General features: G+C 63.2%; 25 protein-coding genes and 1 pseudogene. 14 read left to right on the top strand and 12 right to left on the bottom strand.

The window, feature by feature from the left end; translation table 11 throughout:
- Positions 1-12 precede the first annotated feature (12 nt).
- From AC1D05_RS18765 to AC1D05_RS18780, 4 genes are all read left to right on the top strand, one after another.
- Positions 13-1,245: an ABC transporter substrate-binding protein gene (locus AC1D05_RS18765; protein WP_477221577.1), complete on the top strand. Its 1,233-nt coding sequence runs from the start codon at positions 13-15 to the stop codon at positions 1,243-1,245.
- 450 nt (positions 1,246-1,695) lie between these two features.
- Positions 1,696-2,565, top strand: a complete 870-nt coding sequence (locus tag AC1D05_RS18770) for a carbohydrate ABC transporter permease (protein WP_477442811.1) — start codon at positions 1,696-1,698, stop codon at positions 2,563-2,565.
- On the top strand, positions 2,562-3,386 hold the full coding sequence (locus tag AC1D05_RS18775; RefSeq protein WP_027047521.1) for a carbohydrate ABC transporter permease: 825 nt from the start codon (positions 2,562-2,564) through the stop codon (positions 3,384-3,386). Before AC1D05_RS18770 ends, AC1D05_RS18775 begins: the two co-directional genes overlap by 4 nt.
- An 81-nt stretch (positions 3,387-3,467) precedes the next feature.
- Positions 3,468-4,943, top strand: a complete 1,476-nt coding sequence (locus AC1D05_RS18780; RefSeq protein WP_477442813.1) for a M81 family metallopeptidase — start codon at positions 3,468-3,470, stop codon at positions 4,941-4,943.
- 168 nt (positions 4,944-5,111) lie between these two features.
- Here the strand turns inward: AC1D05_RS18780 and AC1D05_RS18785 are convergent, their stop codons facing one another.
- The 6 genes from AC1D05_RS18785 to AC1D05_RS18810 all read right to left on the bottom strand — a co-directional run bounded on the left by AC1D05_RS18785 (position 5,112) and on the right by AC1D05_RS18810 (position 10,393).
- Entirely contained in the window at positions 5,112-7,166 is a 2,055-nt protein-coding gene (locus AC1D05_RS18785; RefSeq protein WP_477442814.1) for a M3 family metallopeptidase, read from the bottom strand.
- 98 nt (positions 7,167-7,264) lie between these two features.
- On the bottom strand, positions 7,265-7,699 hold the full coding sequence (locus tag AC1D05_RS18790; RefSeq protein ID WP_477442816.1) for a nuclear transport factor 2 family protein: 435 nt from the start codon (positions 7,697-7,699) through the stop codon (positions 7,265-7,267).
- On the bottom strand, positions 7,696-8,340 hold the full coding sequence (locus AC1D05_RS18795) for a carbonic anhydrase (RefSeq protein ID WP_477442818.1): 645 nt from the start codon (positions 8,338-8,340) through the stop codon (positions 7,696-7,698). The genes AC1D05_RS18790 and AC1D05_RS18795 overlap by 4 nt, the downstream gene beginning before the upstream one ends.
- A 136-nt stretch (positions 8,341-8,476) precedes the next feature.
- Positions 8,477-9,247: a DUF429 domain-containing protein gene (locus AC1D05_RS18800; RefSeq protein WP_477442819.1), complete on the bottom strand. Its 771-nt coding sequence runs from the start codon at positions 9,245-9,247 to the stop codon at positions 8,477-8,479.
- Positions 9,244-10,128, bottom strand: a complete 885-nt coding sequence (gene pdxY, locus AC1D05_RS18805) for a pyridoxal kinase PdxY (RefSeq protein ID WP_477442821.1) — start codon at positions 10,126-10,128, stop codon at positions 9,244-9,246. Before pdxY ends, AC1D05_RS18800 begins: the two co-directional genes overlap by 4 nt.
- Positions 10,129-10,141: 13 nt before the next feature.
- The gene (locus tag AC1D05_RS18810; protein WP_475456011.1) at positions 10,142-10,393 is read right to left on the bottom strand and encodes a hypothetical protein; all 252 of its coding nucleotides are present in this window, start codon (positions 10,391-10,393) and stop codon (positions 10,142-10,144) included.
- Between the two features lie 163 nt (positions 10,394-10,556).
- Between AC1D05_RS18810 and AC1D05_RS18815 the strand changes: the two genes are divergently transcribed.
- The 7 genes and pseudogenes from AC1D05_RS18815 to ppa all read left to right on the top strand — a co-directional run bounded on the left by AC1D05_RS18815 (position 10,557) and on the right by ppa (position 15,628).
- Positions 10,557-11,195: a LemA family protein gene (locus tag AC1D05_RS18815; RefSeq protein WP_172222459.1), complete on the top strand. Its 639-nt coding sequence runs from the start codon at positions 10,557-10,559 to the stop codon at positions 11,193-11,195.
- Positions 11,196-11,246: 51 nt separating this feature from the next.
- A pseudogene (locus AC1D05_RS18820) lies at positions 11,247-11,717 on the top strand (TPM domain-containing protein); the annotation flags it as partial.
- 82 nt (positions 11,718-11,799) lie between these two features.
- Positions 11,800-12,576 (top strand): TPM domain-containing protein, encoded by a 777-nt coding sequence (locus AC1D05_RS18825; RefSeq protein WP_477442925.1) that lies wholly within the window; start codon positions 11,800-11,802, stop codon positions 12,574-12,576.
- Between the two features lie 4 nt (positions 12,577-12,580).
- Positions 12,581-13,474, top strand: coding sequence for a TPM domain-containing protein (locus AC1D05_RS18830; protein ID WP_477442823.1), 894 nt, complete (start codon positions 12,581-12,583; stop codon positions 13,472-13,474).
- A gap of 4 nt (positions 13,475-13,478) precedes the next feature.
- Positions 13,479-14,117, top strand: a complete 639-nt coding sequence (locus AC1D05_RS18835; protein WP_477442824.1) for a TPM domain-containing protein — start codon at positions 13,479-13,481, stop codon at positions 14,115-14,117.
- 269 nt (positions 14,118-14,386) lie between these two features.
- Positions 14,387-14,893, top strand: coding sequence for a GNAT family N-acetyltransferase (locus AC1D05_RS18840; RefSeq protein WP_010912199.1), 507 nt, complete (start codon positions 14,387-14,389; stop codon positions 14,891-14,893).
- 201 nt (positions 14,894-15,094) lie between these two features.
- Entirely contained in the window at positions 15,095-15,628 is a 534-nt protein-coding gene (ppa, locus tag AC1D05_RS18845) for an inorganic diphosphatase (RefSeq protein WP_172222467.1), read from the top strand.
- Here the strand turns inward: ppa and AC1D05_RS18850 are convergent, their stop codons facing one another.
- Positions 15,629-16,222 (bottom strand): hypothetical protein, encoded by a 594-nt coding sequence (locus tag AC1D05_RS18850; protein ID WP_477442826.1) that lies wholly within the window; start codon positions 16,220-16,222, stop codon positions 15,629-15,631.
- Between the two features lie 44 nt (positions 16,223-16,266).
- Entirely contained in the window at positions 16,267-16,884 is a 618-nt protein-coding gene (locus tag AC1D05_RS18855) for a TetR/AcrR family transcriptional regulator (protein WP_477442828.1), read from the bottom strand.
- Positions 16,885-16,956: 72 nt separating this feature from the next.
- Here AC1D05_RS18855 and AC1D05_RS18860 point away from each other — a divergent pair, with 72 nt between their 5' ends.
- On the top strand, positions 16,957-18,240 hold the full coding sequence (locus AC1D05_RS18860; protein WP_477442830.1) for an MFS transporter: 1,284 nt from the start codon (positions 16,957-16,959) through the stop codon (positions 18,238-18,240).
- A gap of 211 nt (positions 18,241-18,451) precedes the next feature.
- On the opposite strand, the gene AC1D05_RS18865 is transcribed toward AC1D05_RS18860, so the two are convergent.
- Positions 18,452-18,736 carry a hypothetical protein gene (locus tag AC1D05_RS18865; protein WP_244571407.1) on the bottom strand — a complete coding sequence of 95 codons (285 nt, stop codon included), beginning with the start codon at positions 18,734-18,736 and terminating at the stop codon, positions 18,452-18,454.
- 196 nt (positions 18,737-18,932) lie between these two features.
- Here AC1D05_RS18865 and typA point away from each other — a divergent pair, with 196 nt between their 5' ends.
- Positions 18,933-20,762 carry a translational GTPase TypA gene (typA, locus tag AC1D05_RS18870; RefSeq protein ID WP_172222479.1) on the top strand — a complete coding sequence of 610 codons (1,830 nt, stop codon included), beginning with the start codon at positions 18,933-18,935 and terminating at the stop codon, positions 20,760-20,762.
- 63 nt (positions 20,763-20,825) lie between these two features.
- Here the strand turns inward: typA and AC1D05_RS18875 are convergent, their stop codons facing one another.
- Together AC1D05_RS18875 and AC1D05_RS18880 are read right to left on the bottom strand one after the other, a co-directional pair.
- Positions 20,826-21,452, bottom strand: a complete 627-nt coding sequence (locus AC1D05_RS18875; RefSeq protein WP_477442832.1) for a DUF1062 domain-containing protein — start codon at positions 21,450-21,452, stop codon at positions 20,826-20,828.
- Positions 21,453-21,897: 445 nt separating this feature from the next.
- Positions 21,898-22,683, bottom strand: a complete 786-nt coding sequence (locus AC1D05_RS18880; RefSeq protein ID WP_477442833.1) for an alkaline phosphatase family protein — start codon at positions 22,681-22,683, stop codon at positions 21,898-21,900.
- A gap of 199 nt (positions 22,684-22,882) precedes the next feature.
- On the opposite strand from AC1D05_RS18880, the gene AC1D05_RS18885 reads away from it, so the two are divergent.
- Entirely contained in the window at positions 22,883-23,497 is a 615-nt protein-coding gene (locus AC1D05_RS18885; protein WP_477442927.1) for a LysE family translocator, read from the top strand.
- Positions 23,498-23,506: 9 nt separating this feature from the next.
- On the opposite strand, the gene AC1D05_RS18890 is transcribed toward AC1D05_RS18885, so the two are convergent.
- The gene (locus AC1D05_RS18890; RefSeq protein WP_477442835.1) at positions 23,507-23,833 is read right to left on the bottom strand and encodes a YciI family protein; all 327 of its coding nucleotides are present in this window, start codon (positions 23,831-23,833) and stop codon (positions 23,507-23,509) included.
- Positions 23,834-23,837 lie beyond the last annotated feature (4 nt).

Consider the following 23,837-nt stretch of genomic DNA (forward strand, 5'->3'; position numbering starts at 1 on the left):
GGGAGAGATCAGATGAGCCTTGCGAAATGGACTGTCGGCCTGATGGCCGGAATGAGCATGCTGGCCTTCGCGGCGCAGGCAAATGCGGGTGAAGTGCGCGTCACCGTCGCCGAATACAGCGCCAAGACCGGCCCGTATTTCGAAGCGGTGAAGAAGGAGTTCGAAGCCAAGAACCCCGGCATCACCGTCAAGTTCGAAGTCGTGCCGTGGGATGTGCTGTTGCAGAAGCTGACCACCGACATCACCGCCGGCACCAATGCGGATCTCTCGATCATCGGCACGCGCTGGCTGATCGACTTCGTCCAGCAGGACGTCGCCGAACCACTTGACGGCTACATCACGCCCGAATTCAAGGGCCGCTTCATCGACACCTTCCTGTCGCCGTCGATCATGAGCGGCAAGACCTACGGCCTGCCGATCGCCGCCTCGGCGCGCGCCATGTATTACAACAAGGAGCTGTTCGAGAAGGCCGGCATCGCCAAGCCGCCGGCGACCTGGACCGAGTTGCAGGACGATGCCCGCAAGATCAAGGCGCTGGGATCCGGCACCTTCGGTTTCGGCCTCCAGGGCAAGGAGATCGAGACCGACGTCTATTACTACTATGCGATGTGGTCGCAGGGCACCGAAATCCTCAACAAGGACGGTACGTCTGGCCTCGGCACACCGGGCGCGCTCGAAGCCGCCAAGCTCTACAAGTCGATGATCGACGAGGGGCTGACCGAGCCCGGCGTCACCTCCAACAACCGCGAGGACGTGCAGAACCTGTTCAAGCAGGGCAAGGTCGGCATGATGATCACCGCGCCCTTCCTGTCCAACCAGATCAAGGATGAGGCACCGACCCTGAAATATGGCGTCGCCGCCATTCCGGCCGGCCCGACCGGCGCGCGCGGCACCTATGGCGTCACCGATTCCATGATCATGTTCAAGAACTCCAAGAACAAGGATGAAGCCTGGAAACTGATGGACTTCCTGTTCACCACCGAGCAGCGCGCCAAGTTCACGCAGGGCGAAGGCTTCCTGCCGGTGAACAAGGAAGAGGCCAAGATGGATTATTACGTCAACAACGCCGATCTGGCCGCGTTCACGGCGCTGCTGCCCGATGCCCGCTTCGCGCCGGTCATCCCGGGCTGGGAAGAAGTCGCCCAGATCACCTCGGACGCCATGCAGAAGATCTATCTCGGCGGCGACCCCGAGGCAGGCCTGAAGGAGGCGGCGGCCAAGGCCAATGCAGTGCTGAAGAAGTAGCTCAACAAATAGGGCGTATCTCCCTGCGCCCGTGGCGCGCCCCAGACTCAGGCGGGGCGCGCCACTCCCTTACCCCAGCCAGGCTCCTTCCTCTCCCTCCGGAGGGGGGAGAGGTGGCTCGGCGAAGCCGAGACGGAGTGGGGGAACCACCTGGCAACCGCCGCGAACGGACATGGGAAAGGGCACTAGGCGCAAGCATCGCCTCGCCATGCGCCCTAGGGTCGACCCCCACTCCGTCGAGCTTCGCTCGACACCTCTCCCCCGATCGACGGGGGAGAGGAAGGGCCCGCTTCCGCAACTGCTGCGGAGGACGGACAGGCAGGTGAGGGGCAGCGCCGACGCTTGCAAGGAATTCTGAAGCGGTGCCCTGAGAAGAACGAGGTAGGATCAAGTCAATCTGTTAAGCCAGCGCAATCCAATCTCCACCCGCAACGCGGTACAAACCAGCCGATGCAACATCGTTTCTTGCCCTATCTCCTGACCTTGCCCAGCCTGTTCCTGGCGGCGGTCGTCATCTTCTGGCCGGTCTGGGACCTGATCCAGATCTCGACGCATGACGTCAACCGCTTCGGCCAGTTGCGCGAATTCAGCGGCCTTGCCAATTTCGCGGCACTCGCTGCCGATCCCGATTTCATCGCCGCACTCTGGCGCACTGGTCTGTGGACCGTGCTGGTGGTCGGCGGCGCGCTGCTGCTGTCGGTGCCGGTGGCAATGATCCTCAACACCGACTTTTACGGGCGCGGCATCGCCCGTGTCATCATCATGCTGCCCTGGGCGGTGTCGCTGACCATGACGGCGGTGGTCTGGCGCTGGGCGCTGAGCGGCGAAAGCGGCATGCTGAATTCGGCGCTGCTTGGCCTCGGCGTCATCGACCACAACATCCAGTGGCTGGCGCAGGCCAGTACCGCGTTCCCGATGCAGGTGCTGATCGGTATATTGGTGACGGTGCCGTTCACCACCACGATCTTCCTCGGCGGCCTGTCGTCGATCCCAGACGATCTCTATGAGGCGGCGGCTCTTGAGGGAGCGACGGCGCTGCAGCAGTTCCGCGAGATCACCTTTCCGCTGCTGAAACCGTTCATCAACATCGCCATCGTGCTCAACACCATCTACGTCTTCAACTCGTTCCCGATCATCTGGGTGATGACGCAGGGCGGGCCGGCCAACTCGACAGACATCCTGGTCACCCACCTCTACAAGCTCGCCTTCCGTATCGGCAAACTGGGTGAGGCGTCGGCTGTGTCGCTGGTGATGTTCGCCATATTGCTGGTCTTCACCATGATCTATGTTCGCCTCGCCATGCGGGAGCAGCGCGCATGACAAGCAAACTCAAGCGCACTGTCATCGCCTGGCTGCTGCTGGCGCCTTTGATCGTGGTGACGATCTTTCCCTTCGCGGTGATGTTCCTCACCGCTGTCAAGCCAAGGCAGGAAGTGCTGTCGCCGACCTGGTGGCCGAGCGAGTTCCGCTGGTCGAATTTTGCCGACATGTGGGTGGCGACGGGCTTCGGCCAGGCGCTGGCCAATTCGCTCTACGTCTCGGTTATCGCCACCGTTGGCGCCATCCTCATCTCCGTTCCCGCCGCCTATGCCATGTCGCGCTTTCGCTTTGCCGGCTATGGCGCCTTCCGGCAGTTCCTGCTGATCTCGCAGATGATCTCGCCGATCGTGCTGGTGCTCGGCCTGTTCCGGCTGATGGCGGCCTGGGGGCTGGTGGAAAGCACTACGGCGCTCGGCTTCATCTACATGGCCTTCAACGTCGCGTTCACCGTGTGGATGCTGCAGAGCTATTTCGATACCATTCCGCGCGATCTTGAGGAGGCTGCGTGGATGGAAGGCGCCGGCCGTTGGCTGACGCTGCGCAAGGTATTCCTGCCGCTCTGCCTGCCGGCGATCGCGGTGACGGCGATCTTCACCTTCATCAACGCCTGGAACGAGTTCGTCGTCGCGCTCACCATGCTGCGCAGCCAGGAAAGCTACACGCTGCCGATCCAGGTGTTCTCGCTGGTTGCCGGCCGCTACACGATCGAGTGGCATCACGTCATGGCCGCGACGCTGCTGGCGACGCTGCCGGTGGCAATCCTGTTCATCTGGCTGCAGCGCTACCTCGTCCGGGGACTGGCGCTCGGGGCGGTCAAATAGCAATCCAGCAATTCCAGGATAAGTGTATAGCGGTTTTCCGCCCGGAATTGCGAAAAACAAAAAGTCCACTGCGGAGCTTTCATGCGCATCTTCACCGCCTCGCTGGCGACGGAAACCAACACCTTCTCGCCGGTGCCGACAGACCGGGCTTCGTTCGAGATGGCGTTCTATGCCGGGCCGGGCAAGCATCCGGAGACGCCGACGCTGTGCTCCTCGCCGATCGTCGCCTTGCGCCGGCGCGCGGCAAAAGAGGGCCTGACCGTCATCGAGGGTACCGCCACCTGGGCCGAGCCGGGCGGCCTGGTGCAGCGGCAGACCTTTGAGGCGCTACGCGACGAAATTCTCGGCCAGCTCGAGGCGGCACTGCCGGTCGACGCCGTCATCCTCGGCCTGCACGGCGCCATGGTGGCGCAAGGCTATGACGATTGCGAAGGCGATCTGCTGGAACGTGTGCGGGCAATCGTCGGGCCCGGCGTGGTGATCGCCTCGGAGTTCGATCCGCACAGCCATCTGACGCCCAAGCGCGTGGCGGCGTCCGACATCATGGCCTATTTCCTCGAATTCCCGCACACCGATTTCTACGAGCGCGGCGAACATGTCGTCGACCTTGGGCTGGCGGCGGCGCGGGGCGAGATCAAGCCCGTCATCTCGACCTTCGACTGCCGCATGATCCAGGTTCTGCCGACCAGCCGCGAGCCGATGCGTTCCTTCGTCGACCGCATCAAGGCGCTGCACGGTAAGGACGGCGTGTTGTCGGTCTCGGTCATCCATGGCTTCATGGCGGCCGACGTGCCGGAAATGGGCACACGCATCCTGGTGATCACCGACAATGACAAGGCCAAGGGCGATGCGCTGGCCGAGCGGCTGGGACGCGAACTCTACGCACTGCGCGAAAAGACGGCGATGACGATGCTAAACACCGCCGATGGCATCGACCGGGCGCTCGCCGTGCGCGCCAAGAATCCCGGCAAGCCCGTGGTCATCGCCGACATCTGGGACAATCCCGGCGGCGGTGTTCCCGGCGACGGCACCTTTGTGCTGCGCCAGATGCTGGCGCGCGGCCTGGACAGATTCGGTGTGGCGACGATCTGGGATCCGATCTCCGTGACCTTCTGCCTGGCGGCCGGGGAGGGCGCGGTCATCGACCTGCGCTTCGGCGGCAAGGCCGGTCCGCAGGCCGGCGAGCCGATCGATGCGCGCGTGCATGTGCTGAAGGCCGTTGCCGAGGGCTGGCAGAGTTTCGGGCCGAGCCGGGTGACGCTCGGACCGACCGCGCTGGTCCGCATCGAGGGCACCGAGGTCGACATCATCCTCAACACCAACCGCACCCAGACCTTCGAGCCGGACATTTTTTCCAACATCGGCGTCGATCCGTTGGCCAAGGATATGCTGCTGATCAAGTCCACCAATCATTTCTACGCCGGCTTCGAGCCGATCGCGGCGGAGATTATCTATGTCACCGCGCCGAGTTCGTACCCGAGTAATCCGGCGGTGACCAATTACAAGAAGCTGACACGGCCGGTGTGGCCGCGGGTGGCGGATCCTTGGAAGGAGTAACGCTGGTAATCTCCCCCCTTGAGGGGGAGATGTCGCCGAAGGCGACAGAGGGGGTCCTCTCGCGTGGAGCGCCAACTTCCTTGTGTCGCAGGAGGCCGAGTCCGGTCGGACCGACCCCCTCTGGGCGCTTCGCGGCCATCTCCCCCTCGAGGGGGGAGATTATCAGCGCTACACCAATCCGCGCTTCACCATCATCGCTTCGGGCGACGGCATCTTGCCGCGGAACGCCGTGTAGAGTTCTTCCGGGTCCTTCGAGCCGCCGGCGGCGTAGATGTTTTTCCTCAGCCGTTCGGCCAGCGCCGGGTTGAAGGGATCGCCGGTCTCCTCGAAGGCGGCGAAGGCATCGGCGTCGAGCACTTCCGACCACATGTAGGAATAGTAGCCGGCCGAATAGCCGTCGCCTGAGAAGACATGGCCGAAATGCGGGGTGCGGTGGCGCATGGCGATGGTGTCGGGCATGTCAAGCTTGTCGAGCGTTTCGGCTTCGAAACGAAGCGGTTCCACCGGTGCGTCGGGTCGAGCGTGATAGGCCATGTCCATCAAGGCGGAGGATGTGAACTCGACCGTGGCGAAGCCGGCGCCGAAGGTGCGCGCGGCCAGCATCTTGTCAAGCAGCGCCTTCGGCATCGGCTTGCCGGTCTTGACGTGCAGCGCATGCCTTTCCAGCACCGCCGGCACCGTTAGCCAGTGCTCGTAGAGCTGCGAGGGCAGTTCGACGAAATCGCGGCTGACCGAGGTGCCGGCGACCGACGGCCAGGTGACATCGGTCAGCATGCCGTGCAGCGCGTGGCCGAACTCATGAAACAGAGTCCTCGCCTCGTCGACCGACAGCAGTGCCGGCTCGCCTGCCGGCGGCTTGGCGAAGTTCATGATGTTGTAGATCACCGGTTTCGAGCCGCCACCCAGTTTGTAACCGGACTTCAGCGCGCTCATCCAGGCGCCGGAACGCTTGGAGGGCCGCGCGAAATAATCGGCGAGGAACAGGCCGCGCTCGCTACCATCGGCGTTTTTCACCACGAAGACACGCGCGTCCAGGTGCCAGGCGGCAATGCCCTTTTTCTCCTCGAAGGTGATGCCGAAGAGTTTCGTCGCCACGTCGAAGCAGGCGTCGATGACGCGGTCGAGCTGCAGATAGGGCTTCAGTTCGGCCTCATCGAAGGCGAATTTCTCCGCGCGCAGCTTCTCCTGGTAGAAGCGCCAGTCCCAGGCGGCGAATTTTTCGTTGCTGCCGGCTTCCGCAGCCAGCCGTTCCAATTCCTTCTGGTCGGCGGCGGCCTTCTCCAGCGCCTTTTCCCAGACCGGGTCGAGCAGTGCATGCACCGCCTTCGGCGTCTTGGCCATGGTGTCATCAAGCTTCAGCGCGGCAAAGGAGGCGTAGCCGAGCAGCTTCGCCTTTTCGGCGCGCAGCTTGAGCATGTCGCGCACCACGGACGTGTTGTCGGTGGCGCCGCCATTCTGGCCGCGCATGGTGAAGGCTTTGAAGGCGATCTCGCGCAGGTCGCGGCGTTCCGAGAAGGTCGAGAACGGCTCGTAGATCGAGCGCGACAAAGTGACGGCGTAGCGGCCTTTCTGGCCGCGTATTTCGGCGGCCTCGGCCATCGAACTCTTCACGAAGTCGGGCAGGCCGGCAAGGTCGGCCTCGTCGAGGAACAGCGCCCAGTCGCGTTCGTCGGCCAGCACGTTCTGGCCGAAATTCGTGCCGAGCGAGGACAGCTCCTCGCTGATCTTCGCCAGCCGCTTCTTGCCGTCAGCATCGAGCTTGGCGCCGGAGCGGACGAAACCTTTCCAGGTCTTCTCCAGCACCCGCAGCGTCTCGGCGTCGAGGCCCAGGCTGTCGCGGCGCTGATAGAGATCGTCGATGCGGGCGAACAGTCTCTCGTTCATCGAGATCGCCGAGAAGTGCCTGGACATTTTTGGCGAAATGTCGCGCTCCAGCGCCTGGATGGCTTCGTTGGTGTAAGCGCCGGCACGGCACCAGAAGATCGACGAGACATGATCGAGCGCCTCGCCGCCGAGTTCCAGCGCTTCAAGCGTGTTCTCGATGGTCGCTGCATCCTTGTTGCCGGCGATCGCCTCGATCTCCGCCTCATGCGCCTTCAGCGCCGCGTCGAAGACCGGGGAAAAGTCGCCGTCGCCGATGAGCGTAAAATCGGGCAGGCCGAGCGGCCCTTGCCACGTGGTCAGCGGATGGGCGGCGAGATCGATGGCTTTTTTGGAAGTCATGAGCTGTCTTTCGGATATGACGGCGAGGGGAAGGGTGGTCACCACCGATGTAGGGCGCTGGTTTGCCGCGCGCAACAGCGCCGACGGTCAGGTTTTCGTCAGTAGCCCTCGCAGTTTTCGGCGATTGCCGCCTGCGAGCTGGCGGTGATGCGGTTGTCGGCCACCGCGAAGGTTTCCTGCATCAGCATGTCATTATCGGGGAAATCGTAGCAGGCGATCACCGCGGTGACGCTGCCCTCGCTCTTTTCGATGCGGTGGCGGATTGCGGCACCGGCAACCGCACCTTTCCATTCGTCGAGCGACGCGATGAATTCCTGCTTGCTTTGAACAATGCCGAGGTCATCGAGTTTGATACGGACATCGTCGGCGAGCAGGTCGGCGAGTTCGGTGCGGTCGGCGACCAGCAGCGCGGAATACCAGCGGCCGATGATGGCGCCGTCATCGGCGCGGGCGGCAATGATTGCTATCAACAGTGCGGCCGCCGTGAAAACGGCCGAGCGGACGTTCATCACCTGGCGGACTGTCCCGTTCATTCCACCACTGGCCGCTCGAAGTCGCCGGTCTCCTTGTTCATCACCCAGAGTTCACCAGTCGAAATGTCGAACCAGGCCCCGTGCAGCGACAGCCGCCCCTTGCCCTCGAGGATCGAGACACAGGGAAAGGTTCTGAGGTTGGCGATCGAATAGCGGATCGAGATGCGTTCAAGTGCCGTCTGGCGCTCCGCCGCCGTCATGAAGGTGCTGGAGGAGACGGTTTCGGCGGCCGGCGCGATCAGGCTCATCCATTTGCCGATGAAATCGCCGGGGGACAGCGGCGCCGAATTGGGGTCGAGCGCGGCGCGGATGCCGCCGCAGCGGCCGTGGCCCATGACGACGATGTTCTTGACCTTGAGGCTCTGCACCGCGAATTCGAGCGCGGCGGAGGTCGAATGAAACTCGCCATCCGGCTCGTAGGGCGGCACCAGATTGCCGACATTGCGCAGCACGAAGAGTTCGCCCGGCCCGGCGTCGAAGATCGCTTCGGGGGCCGCGCGCGAATCGCAGCAGGCAACGATCATGGTTTCCGGGGCCTGCCCCTCGAGGGCGAGCTCGCGATAGCGGCCGCTCTCGGTGAGGTAGCGGCCATTCATGAAATTGCGGTAGCCGGCGAGGAGGTGGTCGGGAAGATGAGGCATGGGCGGCTTTCCAGGTTGGAGGCGGCAGCTCTTTGCGGTCGAGAAAGGCTCTAACGGTAAAAGCCTGTTGCGAGCAATGCAGAATTGTGGGGGCTGGCCATAAATGCCATGCGCCAAAGCGGGACGTCCAACACTGTCATGCCCAGATGGCGACCGGTATGCCAAAACCGTCAGCCAGCGGCGGGTCCGGAAATGGCCTGGCCGTGCCGCTGGCGATGCGCTCGGCGATCAGCATCATGACGGCCGCATCGAGGAAATCGTCGGCGGCCGCACCACGCGGCGGCGGCTGGTCGAGGAAGTCCATGTCGTAGCCGTGCCGGCACAGCAGCGCCTTGCGCTCCGCCATACCGGCCGGATTGACGCTGCCCTTGATCTTCTTCGGCAGTTGCATCGCCTGGTCGCCATTCAGGCGGCAGAAGGCGACTTCCGGATGCGATTCGAAGATGCGGCGGCGCAAATAGGGCCGCTCGATCAGCAAGGTGTCGATCTCGCGGATCTTTGAAAAAATGCCGAAGGCCTGGATGGAAACGCCGCGCGGCGGATCGGATGTGGCCCTGGCCACCGCGCTTGCCCTGACGTGCGCGGCGTACCAGGCTTCCATTGTGGTGAAGTCGCTGGTGTCGGCATAGAGTGCTGTGCGGGACGGGATCGAGAAGACGCTGGACTGGCGTGCGCCAAGCAGTGGGCGCACCAGCGCCTCCGGTCCGCGCCCGCCCTTGCTCGAAAACTCCGGCAGGCCGATAGGCATGTCGACGGCGACAACCGCGTCGTCGGGACTAGCTGCGAGCAGCGCCGCGAAACTGGCGAAGATCTCGACCGACGGTGCCATGCCGGGCGCACACCGCACGGCGATCCAGCCGGCCTTGCAGCCATCGGCGCCGACCAGCACGACCTCCGTCGAGATCACGCCCTGCGGTCCCGCCCCGGATGCGTGAGGTGGCGCAGCTGTACCATCGCCATCGGGTGCGACAGGCTCTGCGCGTCGGTTTCGAGCTGCAACTCGTCACCGCCGCGTTTTGCGGTGCGCGCCAGGATCTCGTAAACCGCCGCCGTGGTCGATTGCAGCGCCTTGATCGGCGGCTGGCCGGAGAGGATGCGGGCGAGGTAGACGGCCGCCGTCAGGTCGCCCAGGCCGTTCGGCGGCTTGTCGATCAGGCGGTGCTCGGCGAGCAGCGCCTGGGTGCCGTCGAGCAGCAGATTGCCTGTGCCGCCAATCATCATCGACTGTGCCGAGGTGACCAGCATGGTCGACGGTCCGGCGTGGAGTGCGGCCGAGATCACCGATTTCAAATCGGGCAAGGGAACGCCGGCCATCCATTCCAGCTCGTAGCGGTTGGGCGTGGCGATGTCGGCGATCGGCATCAGCCGGTCGCGCATGGCGGCGGCGGTGGGGTCGGGCACGTAGAGGCCGCCGGAATCGCCCATCACCGGATCGCAGATGTAGACGGCATCCGGCGTTCTGGCCTTGACGGCGGCGATCAGCGAGGCGACGGCCTCGGCCTGGCCGGCCTCGCCGAGATAGCCCGACAGCACGGCGCCGACCTCGCCCAGCCATGGCGCGCGCTCGAGATCGGCCATCAGCGCCTTGAACTGGTCGAGCGGCGGCACGATGCGCGTCGCCCGTCCGTGGCCGGGATGCCAGGGCAGCGTGACCGTGGGCACGGCCCAGACCGGAAATCCAAGCGTCTCCAGCGCAAAGACGGCGGCACGGTTGCCGACCGAACCGCGCACGACATGGCTGGAAATGACGATGACCGCACGCGGCGCGTCGGTTTGCTCGGCGCTCATTGTTCTTTAATTCCTAACTGCCCCGAATGACGTAAAGCACGAGCCAGACCATCAGGCCCAGCGTCAGAAGCAGGCCGAGTGTTCGGCCAATGCGGGTGCCCCAGACTTCTATCGGATCGTCGCGGTCGGCATCGGCCGCGGAGACGTGGTCGCGCACGCCTTTCGTGGTCCGCGCCACAAACGAGGTGCCGGACGGATCCGTCTCGCGCGCAACGCGCTCGAGGATGCGGCGCGATTCGCTCTCGCTGTCGTGGCGTTCCGCCATGATGATGTCCCGTTTTGACCAGACCTTATCGCGTTCGCGCGGCCAATCACAGGGCCTTGCGACAGGGCAATAGATGCCGGGCCTGCGCCAGAGGTCGAGGCCGTTTTCTTGCGCGCTGATTGTGGTAATGCTTCGCATGCAACTTCTACCGAGGGACACCATCATGCTTGCCCAGCGCCTTGCTCGACCATCGACATTCCGCACGCTGCCCGCCTTCCTGATGATGGCAATCGTGCTGCCGCTGCTTGCCGGCTGCGGCTACAACACGATCCCGACGGCGGAGGAAAACGCCAAGGCGGCCTGGAGCGAGGTGCTGAACCAGTATCAGCGCCGCGCCGACCTCATCCCCAACCTGGTCGAGACGGTCAAAGGCTACGCCTCGCATGAAAAGGACACGCTCGACGCGGTGGTCGAGGCACGCGCCAAGGCAACCCAGATCACGGTCACGCCGGAAACGCTGAAAGATCCCGAAGCCCTCAAGAAATTCCAGGATGCCCAGGCCGGGCTGACCAGCGCGCTGTCGCGGCTGATCGCGGTGTCGGAGGCTTATCCCGATCTCAAGGCCAACCAGAATTTCCTGGCGCTGCAGGCGCAGCTCGAGGGCACGGAGAACCGCATTGCGGTGGCACGGCGCGACTACATCCAGGCGGTCAGGGACTATAATCTGACGCTGAAGACCTTCCCGTCGGTGCTGTGGGCCACCTTCTGGTTCCGCAGCAACGAGCCCTACGCCAATTTCACCGTCGACGAAGACAAGATGCAGCCGCCGAAGGTCGATTTCGGCACGAAACAGGGCGGTTGATAGCCGGAGCCAACCGTCGTGATCTTGCAGGCCGATAAGGGGCGGCACCGCATTCGCGTTCTCGCGTTTGTGCTCCTCATCCTTTTTCTGCCCCTTACGGCCTTCGCCGCCGATCTCCCGGCGCTCACGGGCCGTGTCGTCGACAATGCCGGCATTATCGATGCCGCGACCGAGGCGGCGCTGACGCAAAAGCTTGCCGACTTCGAGGCAAAGAGTTCCGACCAGATCGTCGTCGCCACGATTCCCAGCCTCGATGGCGAGGAGATCGAACCCTACGCCACCCGGCTGTTCCGCTTCTGGAGGCTCGGCCAAGCGAAGGAGAACAACGGCGTGCTGTTGCTGGTGGCGCTGAACGATCGCAAGATGCGCATCGAGGTCGGCTATGGGCTGGAAGGCACGCTCACCAATCTGCAGAGCAAGCGGATCATCGAAAACGATATGGTGCCGGCCTTCCGCGCCGGCGATTTCTCCGGCGGCATTTCCAGAGCCGTCGACGACATTGCCATGGTGCTGGAAGGCAGCGGGTGACGACATGACCGCTTACATCATCAGCCCCTCCCGGCGCAGCCGTTTCGTGACCCTGACAGGCGCTGCCTTGTTGGCCATGGCGGTCATGCTCGTCGGCTTCACAGCCTTCGCTGCGGACCTGCCGGCGCTTACGGGCCGCGTCGTCGACAATGCCGGCATCATCGATGCCGGGACCAAGGCGGCGCTGACGCAAAAACTCGCCGACTTCGAGACCAAGGGCTCCGACCAGATCGTCGTCGCCACCATCCCCAGCCTCGACGGCGAGGAGATCGAGCCCTATGCCAACCGGCTGTTCCGCTTCTGGAAGCTAGGCCAGGCCAAGGAAAACAACGGCGTTTTGCTGCTGGTCGCGCCGAACGATCGCAAGATGCGCATCGAGGTCGGCTACGGGCTGGAAGGCACGCTGACCGATCTGCACACCAAGCTGATCATCGAAAACGACATGGTGCCGGCCTTCCGCGCCGGCGATTTTTCCGGCGGCATCAGCAAGGCCGTCGATGACATGGTCATGGTGCTGGAAGGCAATCCTGAGGAATTGGTGGCGCGAGGCGAGCGCAACCAGAAAGCACCGTTCAATACCGACAATCTGTTCTTCGCAGTGTTCATCGGCATCTGGGCGATCATCTTCTTCGGTAGCATGGCAGCCTCCATCCTGCCGCCGATCTTCGGCCAAAAACTCGGGCCCGGGCGCTATCGCTGGCTCGGCATGACCTTCGAGCCCGGGCGGCGCTCGTCAAGTGGCGGCTGGTCCTCGGGCAGTTCTGGCGGTGGCTGGTCTTCGGGTGGCGGCGGCGGCGGGTTTTCCGGCGGCGGTGGTTCGTCCGGCGGTGGCGGCTCCTCGGGAAGCTGGTGACGGCATGACGACACGCACCATCAGCCTGTTGGGGCCTGGCCATTTCAACCCGGCGATCCATGCTCTCCTGGCCGCGCTGGCGCTGCTGTTGTCCTGCTTTTCGGTTTTCGCCGCTGAACTGCCTGTCCTGACCGGCCGCGTCGTCGACAATGCCGGCATCATCGATGCCGGGACCAAGGCGGCGCTGACGCAGAAACTCGCGGATTTCGAAAAAAAGGGTTCCGACCAGATCGTCGTCGCCACCATTCCCAGTCTCGATGGCGAGGAGATCGAGCCCTACGCCAACCGGCTGTTCCGCTTCTGGAAGCTCGGCCAGGCGGGTGAAAACAACGGCGTGCTGCTGCTGGTGGCCAAGAACGACCACAAGATGCGCATCGAAGTCGGCTATGGGCTGGAAGGCACGCTGACCGACCTGCACACCAAGCTGATCATCGAAAACGACATGGTCCCGGCGTTCCGCGCCGGCGATTTCTCCGGCGGTATCTCAAAGGCCGTCGACGACATGGTCATGGTGCTGCAGGGCAATCCCGAAGAGCTCGAAGCGCGCGGCAAGCGCAATCCCGCCGACAGCAGCACCCCCATCGACCCGATCGTCGCGGTGTTCCTGATCTTGTGGGGCACGATGTTCTTCGGCGGCATCGCGATGGCGTTCCTGCCGCCGATGTTCGGCACCAAGCTGTCGCCGGGCGTGTATAGATGGCTGGGCATGACGTTTCGTTACGGTCGCGGGCCAAGCGGATCGTCTGGCAGCAGCGGCTGGACGTCAGGTTCGTCGGGTGGCGGCTGGTCGTCGGGGAGTTCCGGCAGCAGTTGGTCGTCCGGGTCAAGCAGCAGCGGCGGCGGATTTTCGGGCGGCGGCGGCTCGTCCGGTGGTGGCGGTTCTTCAGGAAGCTGGTGAGACAATGGCAACACGACCGATCAGCCCGCAGGATCATGAGCGCATAGCCGATGCGATCCGTGCCGCCGAGGCCAAAACCGACGGCGAGATCTACTGCGTCGTCGCCCATGCCAGCGACGGCTATTTCGCTCCCGCCGCCTTGATGGCGACGCTTGGCATGCTGATCGTCAGCCTCGCCGTCGCCTACGGGCTGGAAGCCTGGTGGCTCACCATCCGCCTGCCGCATTTCGTCATCGCCCAATTGCTGGCGCTGGCCTGCGTGCTGGCCCTGTTGTGGGCGTTGCCCGGCCTGCGCATCCATATGGTGCCGCGGCGCCTGCGCTATCAGGCGGCGCATGCCAATGCGATCAAGCAGTTCCTCGCCCGCAACGTCCACCGCACCACGGCGCGCACCGGCGTGCTGGTCTTCGTCTCGATCACTGAGCGCTATGCCGAGGTGGTTGCCGATTCGGGCATCGACGCCAAGGTCGGACAGCATGTCTGGGACGGTGTGGTGCGCGATCTCACCGCGCACGCCGGCGACGACCGGCTTGCCGACGGTTTCGTCAAGGCGATCGAGCAGGTGGGGGCGGTGCTGGCCGAGCATTTCCCGGCCACCACAGGCGATACCAACGAGCTGGACGACCACCTGGTCGAAATCTGAAAAGCCCGCCTGCAAACGCACCTCAGCCGGGCGCCTGACGCGGCTTTCTGCGCTTCCCCGTTCTACTGCGTCTCAGTAGAACTGAGCTCACGGACCCAAAAGTCCGCTGCGCTTCGGTTCTCGAAAGCCACGCCATCCGCCTCGGCTGAGCGCGTTTTTAGACAGGCTTTCGCACGATATCAGCAGTGTCAGGATCGGCTGTGAGAAAGCGGTCGGCGAGCCGTCCGGACTCTTGCAATCGGGCGATGCGGGTTTATGGTTAACAAATCATGAATACGCTGACGATCGACATCCGAAAAGCCGACCCGCGCGACGCTGGCGCCATCGCCGAAGTGCACCTGGAAGCCTGGCGCGGCGCCTATTCCGGCATCATTCCGCATCGCACGCTGACATCGATGATCAATCGTCGCGGCGCCGACTGGTGGGCGAATGCGATTCGCCGTGCCGCGACCGTTCTGGTCGTCGAAATCGGCGGCACCATCGCCGGCTATGCGACGATCGGCAAGAACCGCGCCCGGGAACTCAAGCAGCAAGGCGAGATCTACGAATTGTACCTGCGCCCGGAATATCAGGGCATCGGTCTCGGCCGTCGGCTGTTTTCGGCAGCCAGGGCGCGGCTCGCCGACCATGGCCTGAAGGGCATGGTGGTGTGGGCGCTGGAAGACAATCAGAACGCGCTGGCCTTCTATGCCGGCGCCGGCGGCCGCGATGTCGCCGAGGGTGTCGAGATCTTCGAACAGAAAGCGCTGAAGAAGGTCGCCTTCGTCTGGGAATGACCGCCTGGGAATGACCGCGGCGGCCAAAGCCGATACGCCGCGCGTATCCCCGTGAAATCACGACGCTGAAACATCTTGTGCCGATGATTGAACGCGTCGGATGGCATCGCGTCTCGCCTGGCGTCCGTGAATACGATTCGCCGCATTGCGCCATTCTGCGCCGCCCGCTATCTCCTCCCCAACCGAGAGAGGGACAAAACCATGCGCATCGAAGCCATAGCCATCGGAAAGAATCCGCCTGAGGACATCAACGTCATCATCGAAGTGCCGATCGGCGGCGAGCCGATCAAGTACGAGATGGACAAGGAGGCCGGCACGCTGTTCGTCGACCGCTTCCTGCACACCTCGATGCGCTACCCTGGCAATTACGGCTTCGTGCCGCACACGCTGTCGGGTGACGGCGATCCGATCGACGTTTTGGTCTGCAACACGCGCGCACTGGTGCCGGGCTGCGTCATCAATGTCAGGCCGATCGGCGTGCTGGTGATGGAAGACAATGCCGGCCAGGACGAGAAGGTCATCGCGGTGCCGTCGCCGAAGCTGACGCTGCGCTACGAAAACGTCACCGAATACACGCATTTGCCCGAAATCACGCGTCAGCAGGTGCAGCATTTCTTCGAGCACTACAAGGATCTCGAACCCGGCAAATGGGTCAAGATCGAAGGCTGGCACGATTCCAAATATGCCAAGAAGATGATCGTCGACGCGATCGCGCGGGCGAAGGCAAGCAAGTAGTCAATTATCCACTCGGCCGAAGGCCGGCACATTGCCTATGACGGTGTGCCGGTCCTTGCCGCAGGCGAAGGTTCGCGCCTTCTCGTCGGCGAGTTTTCGCGCCTGGTCGTTGGATTGCGGGTTGCCGGTGGCCAGGACAAGGCCGACCGTGCAGCTTTCTCGCGCATCCATCTGGCCGACCTTGGCGACAAGTAGCACGTCGGTCGATTTGTTCTCGTCCTCGCCATTGCTGATCGTGCGGCGGTGGATGACCGCGAAGGGCACGGCCTTGTCGCCTGTGGTTTCGATGCGCCATTCGACCTTGGCGCCGGACGAATTGAAACCTGAAAAACTCTCCCAGGCGGACATCATGTCGCCGCCGGGTGGAAAACCGTAGAACAGCGATTCGCGGGCGTCGTCATAGGCGATCAGCACGGGATAGCCGCGATAGCCGGAACAGGCGAGATCAGCCCAGTCGCCATCGCCTTCTCCGGCCTGCGCGTAGGTCACGCAGTCTTTTTTCCAGTCGAGATCGGTGTAGGCGCTGGATATGCCGCCAGCGTGTGCCACCTGGCAGAGACCGGCAAGGGCAAGCGAGATCAGAATGGCGCGCATGACGGAGACCTCCGGTTCGGGCCGGGGCAGCGTACCGCCAATCGTTATTTCTTCAAGCTCGCTTCGATCAGCAGATCGGCGTTGCGGGCGACAGACTGCGCGGGACCGCCGAGGCCGAACAACTGGCCGCTGATATAGGCGCCCTCGATCAACAGCAGCAGCCCGTCACCCAGCGTGTCGGCGTCTTGTGCGCCCATCGCGGCGGCCATGGCGCGCAGCCGGCGACGCAGCTCCTGCTTGTTGGCCTCGCTGACGACGCGGGCCGGATGGCTGTGTTCGGGGTACTCGACTGCGGCATTGGTCATGCCGCAGCCGCGATAATCCGCCACTTGCGTGCGCTTGCCGATACGGGTCAGGAAAGCCTTGATCTGTGCGCGCGGGTCGCCGGGATGGGCGGCCACTGCCTCATCGAAACGCTCCCAGTATTCAAGGTCGTATTGCCGGAGGTAGGAAGCGGCCAATTCGTCCTTGGAGGGAAAGCTGCGGTAGAGGCTAGGCTTGGTGACGCCGGCGCGCTTGACGATCTCGTCGACGCCGATCGCCCTGATGCCCCGCCGGTAGAACAGGTCATAGGCGACGTCGAGGATCTTCTTGGCGGCCTTCGGCGGCGCCGATCCATGATCGCCGCTGATGGTCAGTTCAATATTTTTGTCCATTGGCATGGTGTAACTCGATTGACGTGTACCGATCGGTACGTGTAGATGTTCTCACCCTGCAACGTACCGGTCAGTAACATGATAGCTCGATCCCGTCCCTTTGGCCAGCGCTACGCTTTCGTCGTGGTCGGCGTCATCTTCCTCTGCCTGCTGGTCGCGGCCGGGCTTCGTTCGGCACCCTCGGTCATGATGCTGCCGCTCGAAAACAGCTTCGGCTGGCGGCGCGACGTCATCTCACTGGCCGCCGGCGTCGGCATCCTGCTCTATGGTCTGACCGGTCCGTTCGCCGCCGCGCTGATGGAGCGCATCGGGTTGCGCCGCACGCTGCTTGCCTCGCTGGTGATCATGTCGGGCTCGACGGCGCTCAGCCTGCTGATGACCAAGCCCTGGCATCTCTTCATCACCTGGGGCGTCTTCTCCGGCATCGGCTCGGGCGCCGTCGCCAGCGTACTCGGCGCCACCATCGTCAATCGCTGGTTCAAGACCAATCGCGGTCTCGTCATGGGGCTGATGTCGGCTTCCAGCGCGTCGGGTATGCTGGTGTTCCTGCCGCTGATCGCCGCATTGGCGCAATCGGGTGGCTGGCAGCCGGTTGCCATTGCGGTCGCGGTCGCCACGGCGGCTATGATACCGTTCGTCTGGCTGCTGGTGCCGGAGCGGCCGGCCTCGATCGGCATGGTGCGCTATGGCGCCGAGGCCGATGACGTGCCGCCGACATCGCCGGCATCGCAAGGCAATTTCCTGGCGCATACGCTCAACACGCTGCGCCGCGCCGCCGGCACGCGGGTGTTCTGGTACCTGTTCGCCACCTTCTTCGTTTGCGGCTTCACCACCAACGGGCTGGTCGGCACGCATCTGATCGCCTTTTGCGGCGATATGGGCATCGGCGAGGTGCAGGCCGCCGGCCTGTTGTCGATGATGGGCATTTTCGACCTGATCGGCACGACGCTGTCGGGCTGGCTCACCGACCGTTTCGACCCGCGCAAGCTGCTCGGCGTCTACTATGCCATCCGCGGCCTGTCGCTGATCTACCTGCCCTATTCCGGCTTCTCGGCAACCAGCCTGATCATCTTCGCCGTGCTCTATGGCCTCGACTGGATCGCCACCGTGCCGCCGACGCTGCGGCTCGCCAACGAGGCGTTCGGCGACCGCAGCGGACCAATCGTGTTCGGCTGGATCGTTGCCGGCCATCAGGTGGGTGCGGCCACGGCGGCAGCCTTCGGCGGCACCATGCGCGAGCTGCAGGGCAATTACGAACTGGCCTTCCTGATCGCCGGCATGACGGCAATCGCGGCGGCCTGTATCTCGCTGCTGATCAGCACCAGCCGACCGGCTTTCGATCCGGAACCGCAGCCGGCATAGGACGCGAAGAGCTCTATAATCTCCCCCCTTGAGGGGGGAGATGTCGCCGAAGGCGACAGAGGGGGTCCTCGCGCGTGAAGCGCTGACCTCCTGAGCCTGCGATAATGAGCTGAGCCCGGTCGAACCGACCCCCTCTGGCCTGCCGGCCATCTCCCCCTCAAGGAGGGAGATTAGCAGCGTCGACCTCGCCGCTAGTTCTGCGATGCGATTCTCAATCCGGGTAGCAGACCATCGGAATGTTTGGCCACACGGCGCTGTCGCAGTTGGCGCTGGCTTGTCTCTGCTTGAAGGCGGTGCTGACCGGTCCCGTCACCATCGGGTCAACGCCATCGGGCGCATCGGCAAAGGCCTGTTCGGCGGTCTGGGTGTCGGACTGGGCAACAGCGCGCGCACCCTTCTGCGTCGCGGCAGCCGACTGTGCGGCGTTGGCCGCCAGCAGCAAGGCAAAGGCCACCGAAGCGATGAGTGGCCAAAATCGGTTGAGTTTGTCGGTCATGATGGTCGAACTGCCCGGGCCCTGAAAGGTTCCCGCCTTGGTTAACAAAATCATCTCACACGCAGATGCTTAAGATTTGATGAGTATTTGGTGTCGCGCGTCCTCTTTCGCAACTGCGAAAAACCCTGTATGAGCCGCGCAACCGAAAGAGGCAGCGCCTTTGGCCTGCTGCCTGCAACGCTTCCGAGACCAGAACATGAAAATTCGTAATATCGCGATCATCGCGCACGTCGACCATGGAAAAACCACCCTCGTCGACCAATTGCTGCGGCAATCCGGCTCCTTCCGCGACAATCAGCGCGTCGCCGAACGCGCCATGGATTCCAACGACCTCGAAAAGGAACGCGGCATCACCATCCTGGCCAAGGCGACCTCGGTCGACTGGAAGGACACGCGCATCAACATCGTCGACACGCCCGGCCACGCCGATTTCGGCGGCGAGGTCGAGCGTATCCTGTCGATGGTGGATTCGGCCATCGTGCTGGTCGACGCCGCCGAAGGGCCGATGCCGCAGACCAAGTTCGTCGTCGGCAAGGCGCTCAAGGTCGGCCTGAAGCCGATCGTCGTCATCAACAAGATCGACCGCCCGGACGCCCGCCATGTCGAGGTGGTCAACGAGGTGTTCGACCTGTTCGCAGCGCTCGACGCCACCGACGACCAGCTCGATTTCCCAATTCTTTACGGTTCGGGTCGCGATGGCTGGGTCTCCGAGAACCCGGAGGGCCCGAAGGATCAGGGCCTGGCGCCGCTGTTCGATCTCGTCATCAAGCATGTGCCGGAACCGACCGTTCATCCCGGCCCGTTCCGCATGATCGGCACCATCCTGGAAGCCAACCCGTTCCTCGGCCGCATCATCACCGGCCGCATCGAGAGCGGCACGCTGAAGTCGAACCAGGCGGTCAAGGTGCTGCACCATGACGGCACCCAGATCGAAACCGGCCGCATTTCCAAGATCCTTGCCTTCCGTGGCCTCGAGCGCCAGCCGATCGAGGAGGCCCAGGCGGGCGACATCGTCGCTATCGCAGGCCTGTCCAAGGGCACCGTCGCCGACACGTTCTGCGACATGGCGGTGACCGAGGCGCTGCATGCGCAGCCGATCGATCCGCCGACCGTGACCATGTCCTTCCTCGTCAACGACAGCCCGCTCGCCGGCACCGAAGGCGACAAGGTGACCAGCCGCGTCATCCGCGACCGCCTGCTGCGCGAGGCCGAAGGCAATGTCGCGCTGAAGATCGAGGAATCGCCCGACAAGGATTCGTTCTTCGTTTCCGGCCGCGGCGAATTGCAGCTGGCCGTGCTGATCGAGACGATGCGCCGCGAAGGTTTTGAAATCGCCGTGTCGCGTCCGCGCGTCGTCATGCAGAAGGGCGAGAACGGCGAATTGCTGGAGCCGGTCGAGGAAGTCGTCATCGACGTCGACGAGGAGCATGCCGGCATCGTCGTGCAGAAGATGTCGGAGCGTAAGGCCGAGATGGTCGAACTGCGCCCCTCCGGCGGCAACCGCCAGCGCATCGTCTTCCACGCGCCGACGCGCGGCCTGATCGGCTACCAGTCGGAACTGTTGACCGACACGCGCGGCACCGCCGTGATGAACCGCCTGTTCCATGCCTATGAGCCCTACAAGGGCGAACTGCCTGGCCGCACCAATGGCGTGCTGATCTCCAACGAGCAGGGCGAGGCCGTGGCCTACGCCATGTGGAACCTGGAAGACCGCGGCCCGATGGTCATCGATCCGGGCGTCAAGGTCTATCAGGGCATGATCATCGGCATTCACAGCAGAGACAATGACCTCGAAGTGAACGTGCTGAAGGGCAAGAAGCTGACCAACATCCGCGCCGCCGGCAAGGACGAGGCGGTCAAGCTCACCCCGCCGATCCGCATGACGCTGGAACGCGCGCTGGCTTGGATCCAGGACGACGAACTGGTCGAGGTGACGCCGAAGACCATCCGCCTGCGCAAGCTCTATCTCGACCCGAACGAGCGCAAGCGTTTCGAGAAGTCGGCCAAGGTGGTCGGCGCGGCGTAATTTTTCTGACTTCTGATTGTGTGTGAGAGGGGCGGAGCAGCTGATGCTTCGCCCCTCTCTCGTTCACCCGCCGGCCGCGCGGATGATGGCTTGGTGATCCGGCTCGCCAGCCAGATCGATGCGGATCGTTGTTCTGGCGCGGGCCGGCTTGCGCAGGGCTTTGGCTCCGTCCGGACCGATGACCAGCAGGTGCCGCTCCTCCAGCGCCTGAAGCCGCGACCGCGAAATGCCGAGTTCATTGGCAAGCAGACGGTCGAGCCGGAGTGATGTCGGCATCTCCAGCCCAAGCTGGAGTTCCAGAACCGCCGCGCTTTCCCTGGCACCGCCGAGCAGCCGCTTGTGCACGGCGACATCGGCAAACTCCTCGACACGCCCCACCTGGTTGCGCAAGGCGACGATGTCGAAGGCATGGCGCCGCGCCAGTCCCGGATCATTGCTTTCGAGCGCCTGCAGCAGCGCCGGTTCGATGTCGCGGCGGTTGCAGCGTTCGAAAATGCCAAAATTCCAGGAATTGTCGCAATCGACGCAGCGATAGATCAGCCACACGTCTATGCGCTTGCCGTTGGCGTTGACGCGGAATTTTCCGCTGCAGCGATAGGCCTTCACGCCGCCGCAGCGATTGCAGTTTATCAGCGGTTGAGGTGCGATTGCAGGCGTGATCGCCCAATGGACGCGCAGGGCAGAAGACATGCCGATAGGCCCTTCCCGTCGGGAAGTTCATCAGGTCGGCAATGTCGAGATGCCCATGCGGGCGCGGCGTGGCGGTAGGCTGCGGAGATGTGAAAGTCAGGTGTCGCCGGCGGAAAGCGCGCGACAACGGTTCAGCAGTGCCAAACCGGTCTCGAACCGCCGCCCAGAAGAACACGTGAACATGAAACAGGCACCACGAATGCGGCGCCATGCAAGTGTGTCGGGGGAGTTGACGAGACCGGCGGTTACTGAGGCAAAGTGAAGCTCAAAATTGTTTCGCGGCGGGTCTTCTAGCCGTAGCCAATGAGCACTGCAAGGGTGCTATTGGCTTCAAACGAATGATGGCTTTCCAACTTGTTTGGAGATGACCAATTGTCGAGGTGACAGACAGGAGCGACTGGCGACGCCGCCGGCGATCGGTGCTTGTGACATGCCCAGTTCGCAATTACCGTCGGCTCCAGCCACTTGCGATCACCCTTCTGATGACGCTGGTGCCCAAGGGGGGTATGCTCTCTATGTCTTCAATGGTTCGCAAGACCGAATAGTGATCGATCCGTTCAGAGTAACGTCCTGGTTCGATTCCAGATCCGTATAATACCGTAAATATATGATTCTTTGTACGGTAATCGTCTTCATCGAAAGTCACTATCAAAAGGCTGTTGTTTTTCTTCGACCAGGCGGCGTAGCCTCCAAGGTGAGTTTTCAACCAAGTGTCAGCCGTCCCTATTGTGCCGTCATGCATGTCATTTTCGAGATTGGGGATCACGAAACTGACGGAAGGTAGCTTCGCATAGTCGCGAGGCAACTGGGCCAACGACTTCTCATAGCCCTTCGCGTCGGCAAACGATTCCCAGGGATTATGTTTTCGGGGCGACCCGGCTTCGACGTAGCCCGCAAACGTCTTGCCATGAGCCCGAAGACGAGCGGCCAGGTTGGGCGCTGCAAAGCTGTGCATGCCATCGTCATGGACGCCTTGTGTCAAGCCGCTGAACAGCGCGAGGTAATTGGGTTGGCTGGGGTGAGCAACCCCGTAGGATCGATCGAACAGCGCGCCGCCTTTTGCCAACTTGTTCAAATAGGGAGCAGCTCTTCCCGCCAGAGAAATCTGCTCAAAGGTGTGGTTCTCCATGATCACGACAACGACGTGATCATATTTCGGCGGCTTCCTCGACGATGCTACGGCCCAGGGCATTCCGCTCAGCGCCATGCTGGCTACCAGGACAGCCAGCATGGAGAACCGTCGAACGACCGTGCGCCAACTTTGCACAACCACGAAAACTCCTCCTCCCGCCTGTTCGGCAAGATCAACCTGACTGCAAGTCAGGCATGACAGTCAAGGGCATGGCCGAACGCGGAGCCTGCCGCCAACGTTGCAAGCGGTGATGTCGATCGGATATCGTCCGTCCTTCAACCGCTTGGAAGGCACTGCCATGCACTTCACCTCGCTCCTGATCTTCGCCGCCGCCCTGTTCGTTGCCGCCGGTTCTCCCGGCCCATCGATCGCCGCGCTCGTCGCACGTGTCATCTCAAAGGGCTTTCGCGACGTGTTCCCGTTCCTGCTCGCCATGTGGATCGGCGAGGGCATCTGGCTGTCGCTGGCGGTGTTCGGGCTGGCTGTGGTGGCGCAGACTTTTCACTTCGCCTTTGTTGTCGTGAAATGGGTGGGTGTTGCCTATCTGGCATACCTTGCCTGGAAGATGTGGACGGCGCCTGTCGAGGCGAAGGAAGGCGAGATGCCGCGCGAGGATTCGGCGATCAAGCTGTTTTTTGCCGGCATGGCAGTGACGCTCGGCAACCCCAAGATCATGATGTTTTACCTGGCGCTGCTGCCGACCATCATCGATCTCGCCTCGGTCAGCATCGTCGGCTGGGTCGAGCTGACGGCGACCATGGCGGTGGTGCTGATCGCAATCGATCTCGCCTGGGTGCTCGCCGCCTCGCAGGCGCGCAAGCTGTTGAAGAGCAAGCGCGCCATGAGGATCGCCAACCGCGTCAGCGCCACGACGATGGCCGGCGCTGCCGCGGCGATCGCGGCACGATCCTGAGGCGAAGCGTCAGCCCATCATATTGATGATCGGCGCGATCTCGACGTTGCAGTTTGGCATGGCCAGCATCGGGCAGCCTTTGGCCTTCTCGGCGGCATCGTCGATATCCCTGGCTTCGATGATCGAGTAGCCGCCGGTCGGGTTGCTGCCGCCATTGTTTTCTATCTTGCCACCGGGCAGGACGGTCTTCGACATGCCGACCGGATTGCCCGGGTCGACAACGGCCGAACCAAGCTTTCCAAACCAGCCGGTCCAGGCGTCGGTCATCGCCTTTTGCTCGGCGTCGCTCGTCGGCATCTTGCCGGAGCCGTGATAGACGTAGAGAAACTTCGCCATGTTC

The organism is Mesorhizobium sp. P2_E9, assembly GCF_056403815.1.

Coding starts and splice junctions, on each gene's coding strand:
- AC1D05_RS18765 (WP_477221577.1), top strand. CDS start 13: ATGAGCCTTGCGAAATGGACTGTCGGCCTGATGGCCGGAATGAGCATG.
- AC1D05_RS18770 (WP_477442811.1), top strand. CDS start 1,696: ATGCAACATCGTTTCTTGCCCTATCTCCTGACCTTGCCCAGCCTGTTC.
- AC1D05_RS18775 (WP_027047521.1), top strand. CDS start 2,562: ATGACAAGCAAACTCAAGCGCACTGTCATCGCCTGGCTGCTGCTGGCG.
- AC1D05_RS18780 (WP_477442813.1), top strand. CDS start 3,468: ATGCGCATCTTCACCGCCTCGCTGGCGACGGAAACCAACACCTTCTCG.
- AC1D05_RS18785 (WP_477442814.1), bottom strand. CDS start 7,166: ATGACTTCCAAAAAAGCCATCGATCTCGCCGCCCATCCGCTGACCACG.
- AC1D05_RS18790 (WP_477442816.1), bottom strand. CDS start 7,699: ATGAACGGGACAGTCCGCCAGGTGATGAACGTCCGCTCGGCCGTTTTC.
- AC1D05_RS18795 (WP_477442818.1), bottom strand. CDS start 8,340: ATGCCTCATCTTCCCGACCACCTCCTCGCCGGCTACCGCAATTTCATG.
- pdxY (WP_477442821.1), bottom strand. CDS start 10,128: ATGAGCGCCGAGCAAACCGACGCGCCGCGTGCGGTCATCGTCATTTCC.
- AC1D05_RS18810 (WP_475456011.1), bottom strand. CDS start 10,393: ATGGCGGAACGCCACGACAGCGAGAGCGAATCGCGCCGCATCCTCGAG.
- AC1D05_RS18815 (WP_172222459.1), top strand. CDS start 10,557: ATGCTTGCCCAGCGCCTTGCTCGACCATCGACATTCCGCACGCTGCCC.
- AC1D05_RS18825 (WP_477442925.1), top strand. CDS start 11,800: ATGGCGGTCATGCTCGTCGGCTTCACAGCCTTCGCTGCGGACCTGCCG.
- AC1D05_RS18830 (WP_477442823.1), top strand. CDS start 12,581: ATGACGACACGCACCATCAGCCTGTTGGGGCCTGGCCATTTCAACCCG.
- AC1D05_RS18835 (WP_477442824.1), top strand. CDS start 13,479: ATGGCAACACGACCGATCAGCCCGCAGGATCATGAGCGCATAGCCGAT.
- AC1D05_RS18840 (WP_010912199.1), top strand. CDS start 14,387: ATGAATACGCTGACGATCGACATCCGAAAAGCCGACCCGCGCGACGCT.
- ppa (WP_172222467.1), top strand. CDS start 15,095: ATGCGCATCGAAGCCATAGCCATCGGAAAGAATCCGCCTGAGGACATC.
- AC1D05_RS18850 (WP_477442826.1), bottom strand. CDS start 16,222: ATGCGCGCCATTCTGATCTCGCTTGCCCTTGCCGGTCTCTGCCAGGTG.
- AC1D05_RS18855 (WP_477442828.1), bottom strand. CDS start 16,884: ATGCCAATGGACAAAAATATTGAACTGACCATCAGCGGCGATCATGGA.
- AC1D05_RS18860 (WP_477442830.1), top strand. CDS start 16,957: ATGATAGCTCGATCCCGTCCCTTTGGCCAGCGCTACGCTTTCGTCGTG.
- AC1D05_RS18865 (WP_244571407.1), bottom strand. CDS start 18,736: ATGACCGACAAACTCAACCGATTTTGGCCACTCATCGCTTCGGTGGCC.
- typA (WP_172222479.1), top strand. CDS start 18,933: ATGAAAATTCGTAATATCGCGATCATCGCGCACGTCGACCATGGAAAA.
- AC1D05_RS18875 (WP_477442832.1), bottom strand. CDS start 21,452: ATGTCTTCTGCCCTGCGCGTCCATTGGGCGATCACGCCTGCAATCGCA.
- AC1D05_RS18880 (WP_477442833.1), bottom strand. CDS start 22,683: ATGCTGGCTGTCCTGGTAGCCAGCATGGCGCTGAGCGGAATGCCCTGG.
- AC1D05_RS18885 (WP_477442927.1), top strand. CDS start 22,883: ATGCACTTCACCTCGCTCCTGATCTTCGCCGCCGCCCTGTTCGTTGCC.
- AC1D05_RS18890 (WP_477442835.1), bottom strand. CDS start 23,833: ATGGCGAAGTTTCTCTACGTCTATCACGGCTCCGGCAAGATGCCGACG.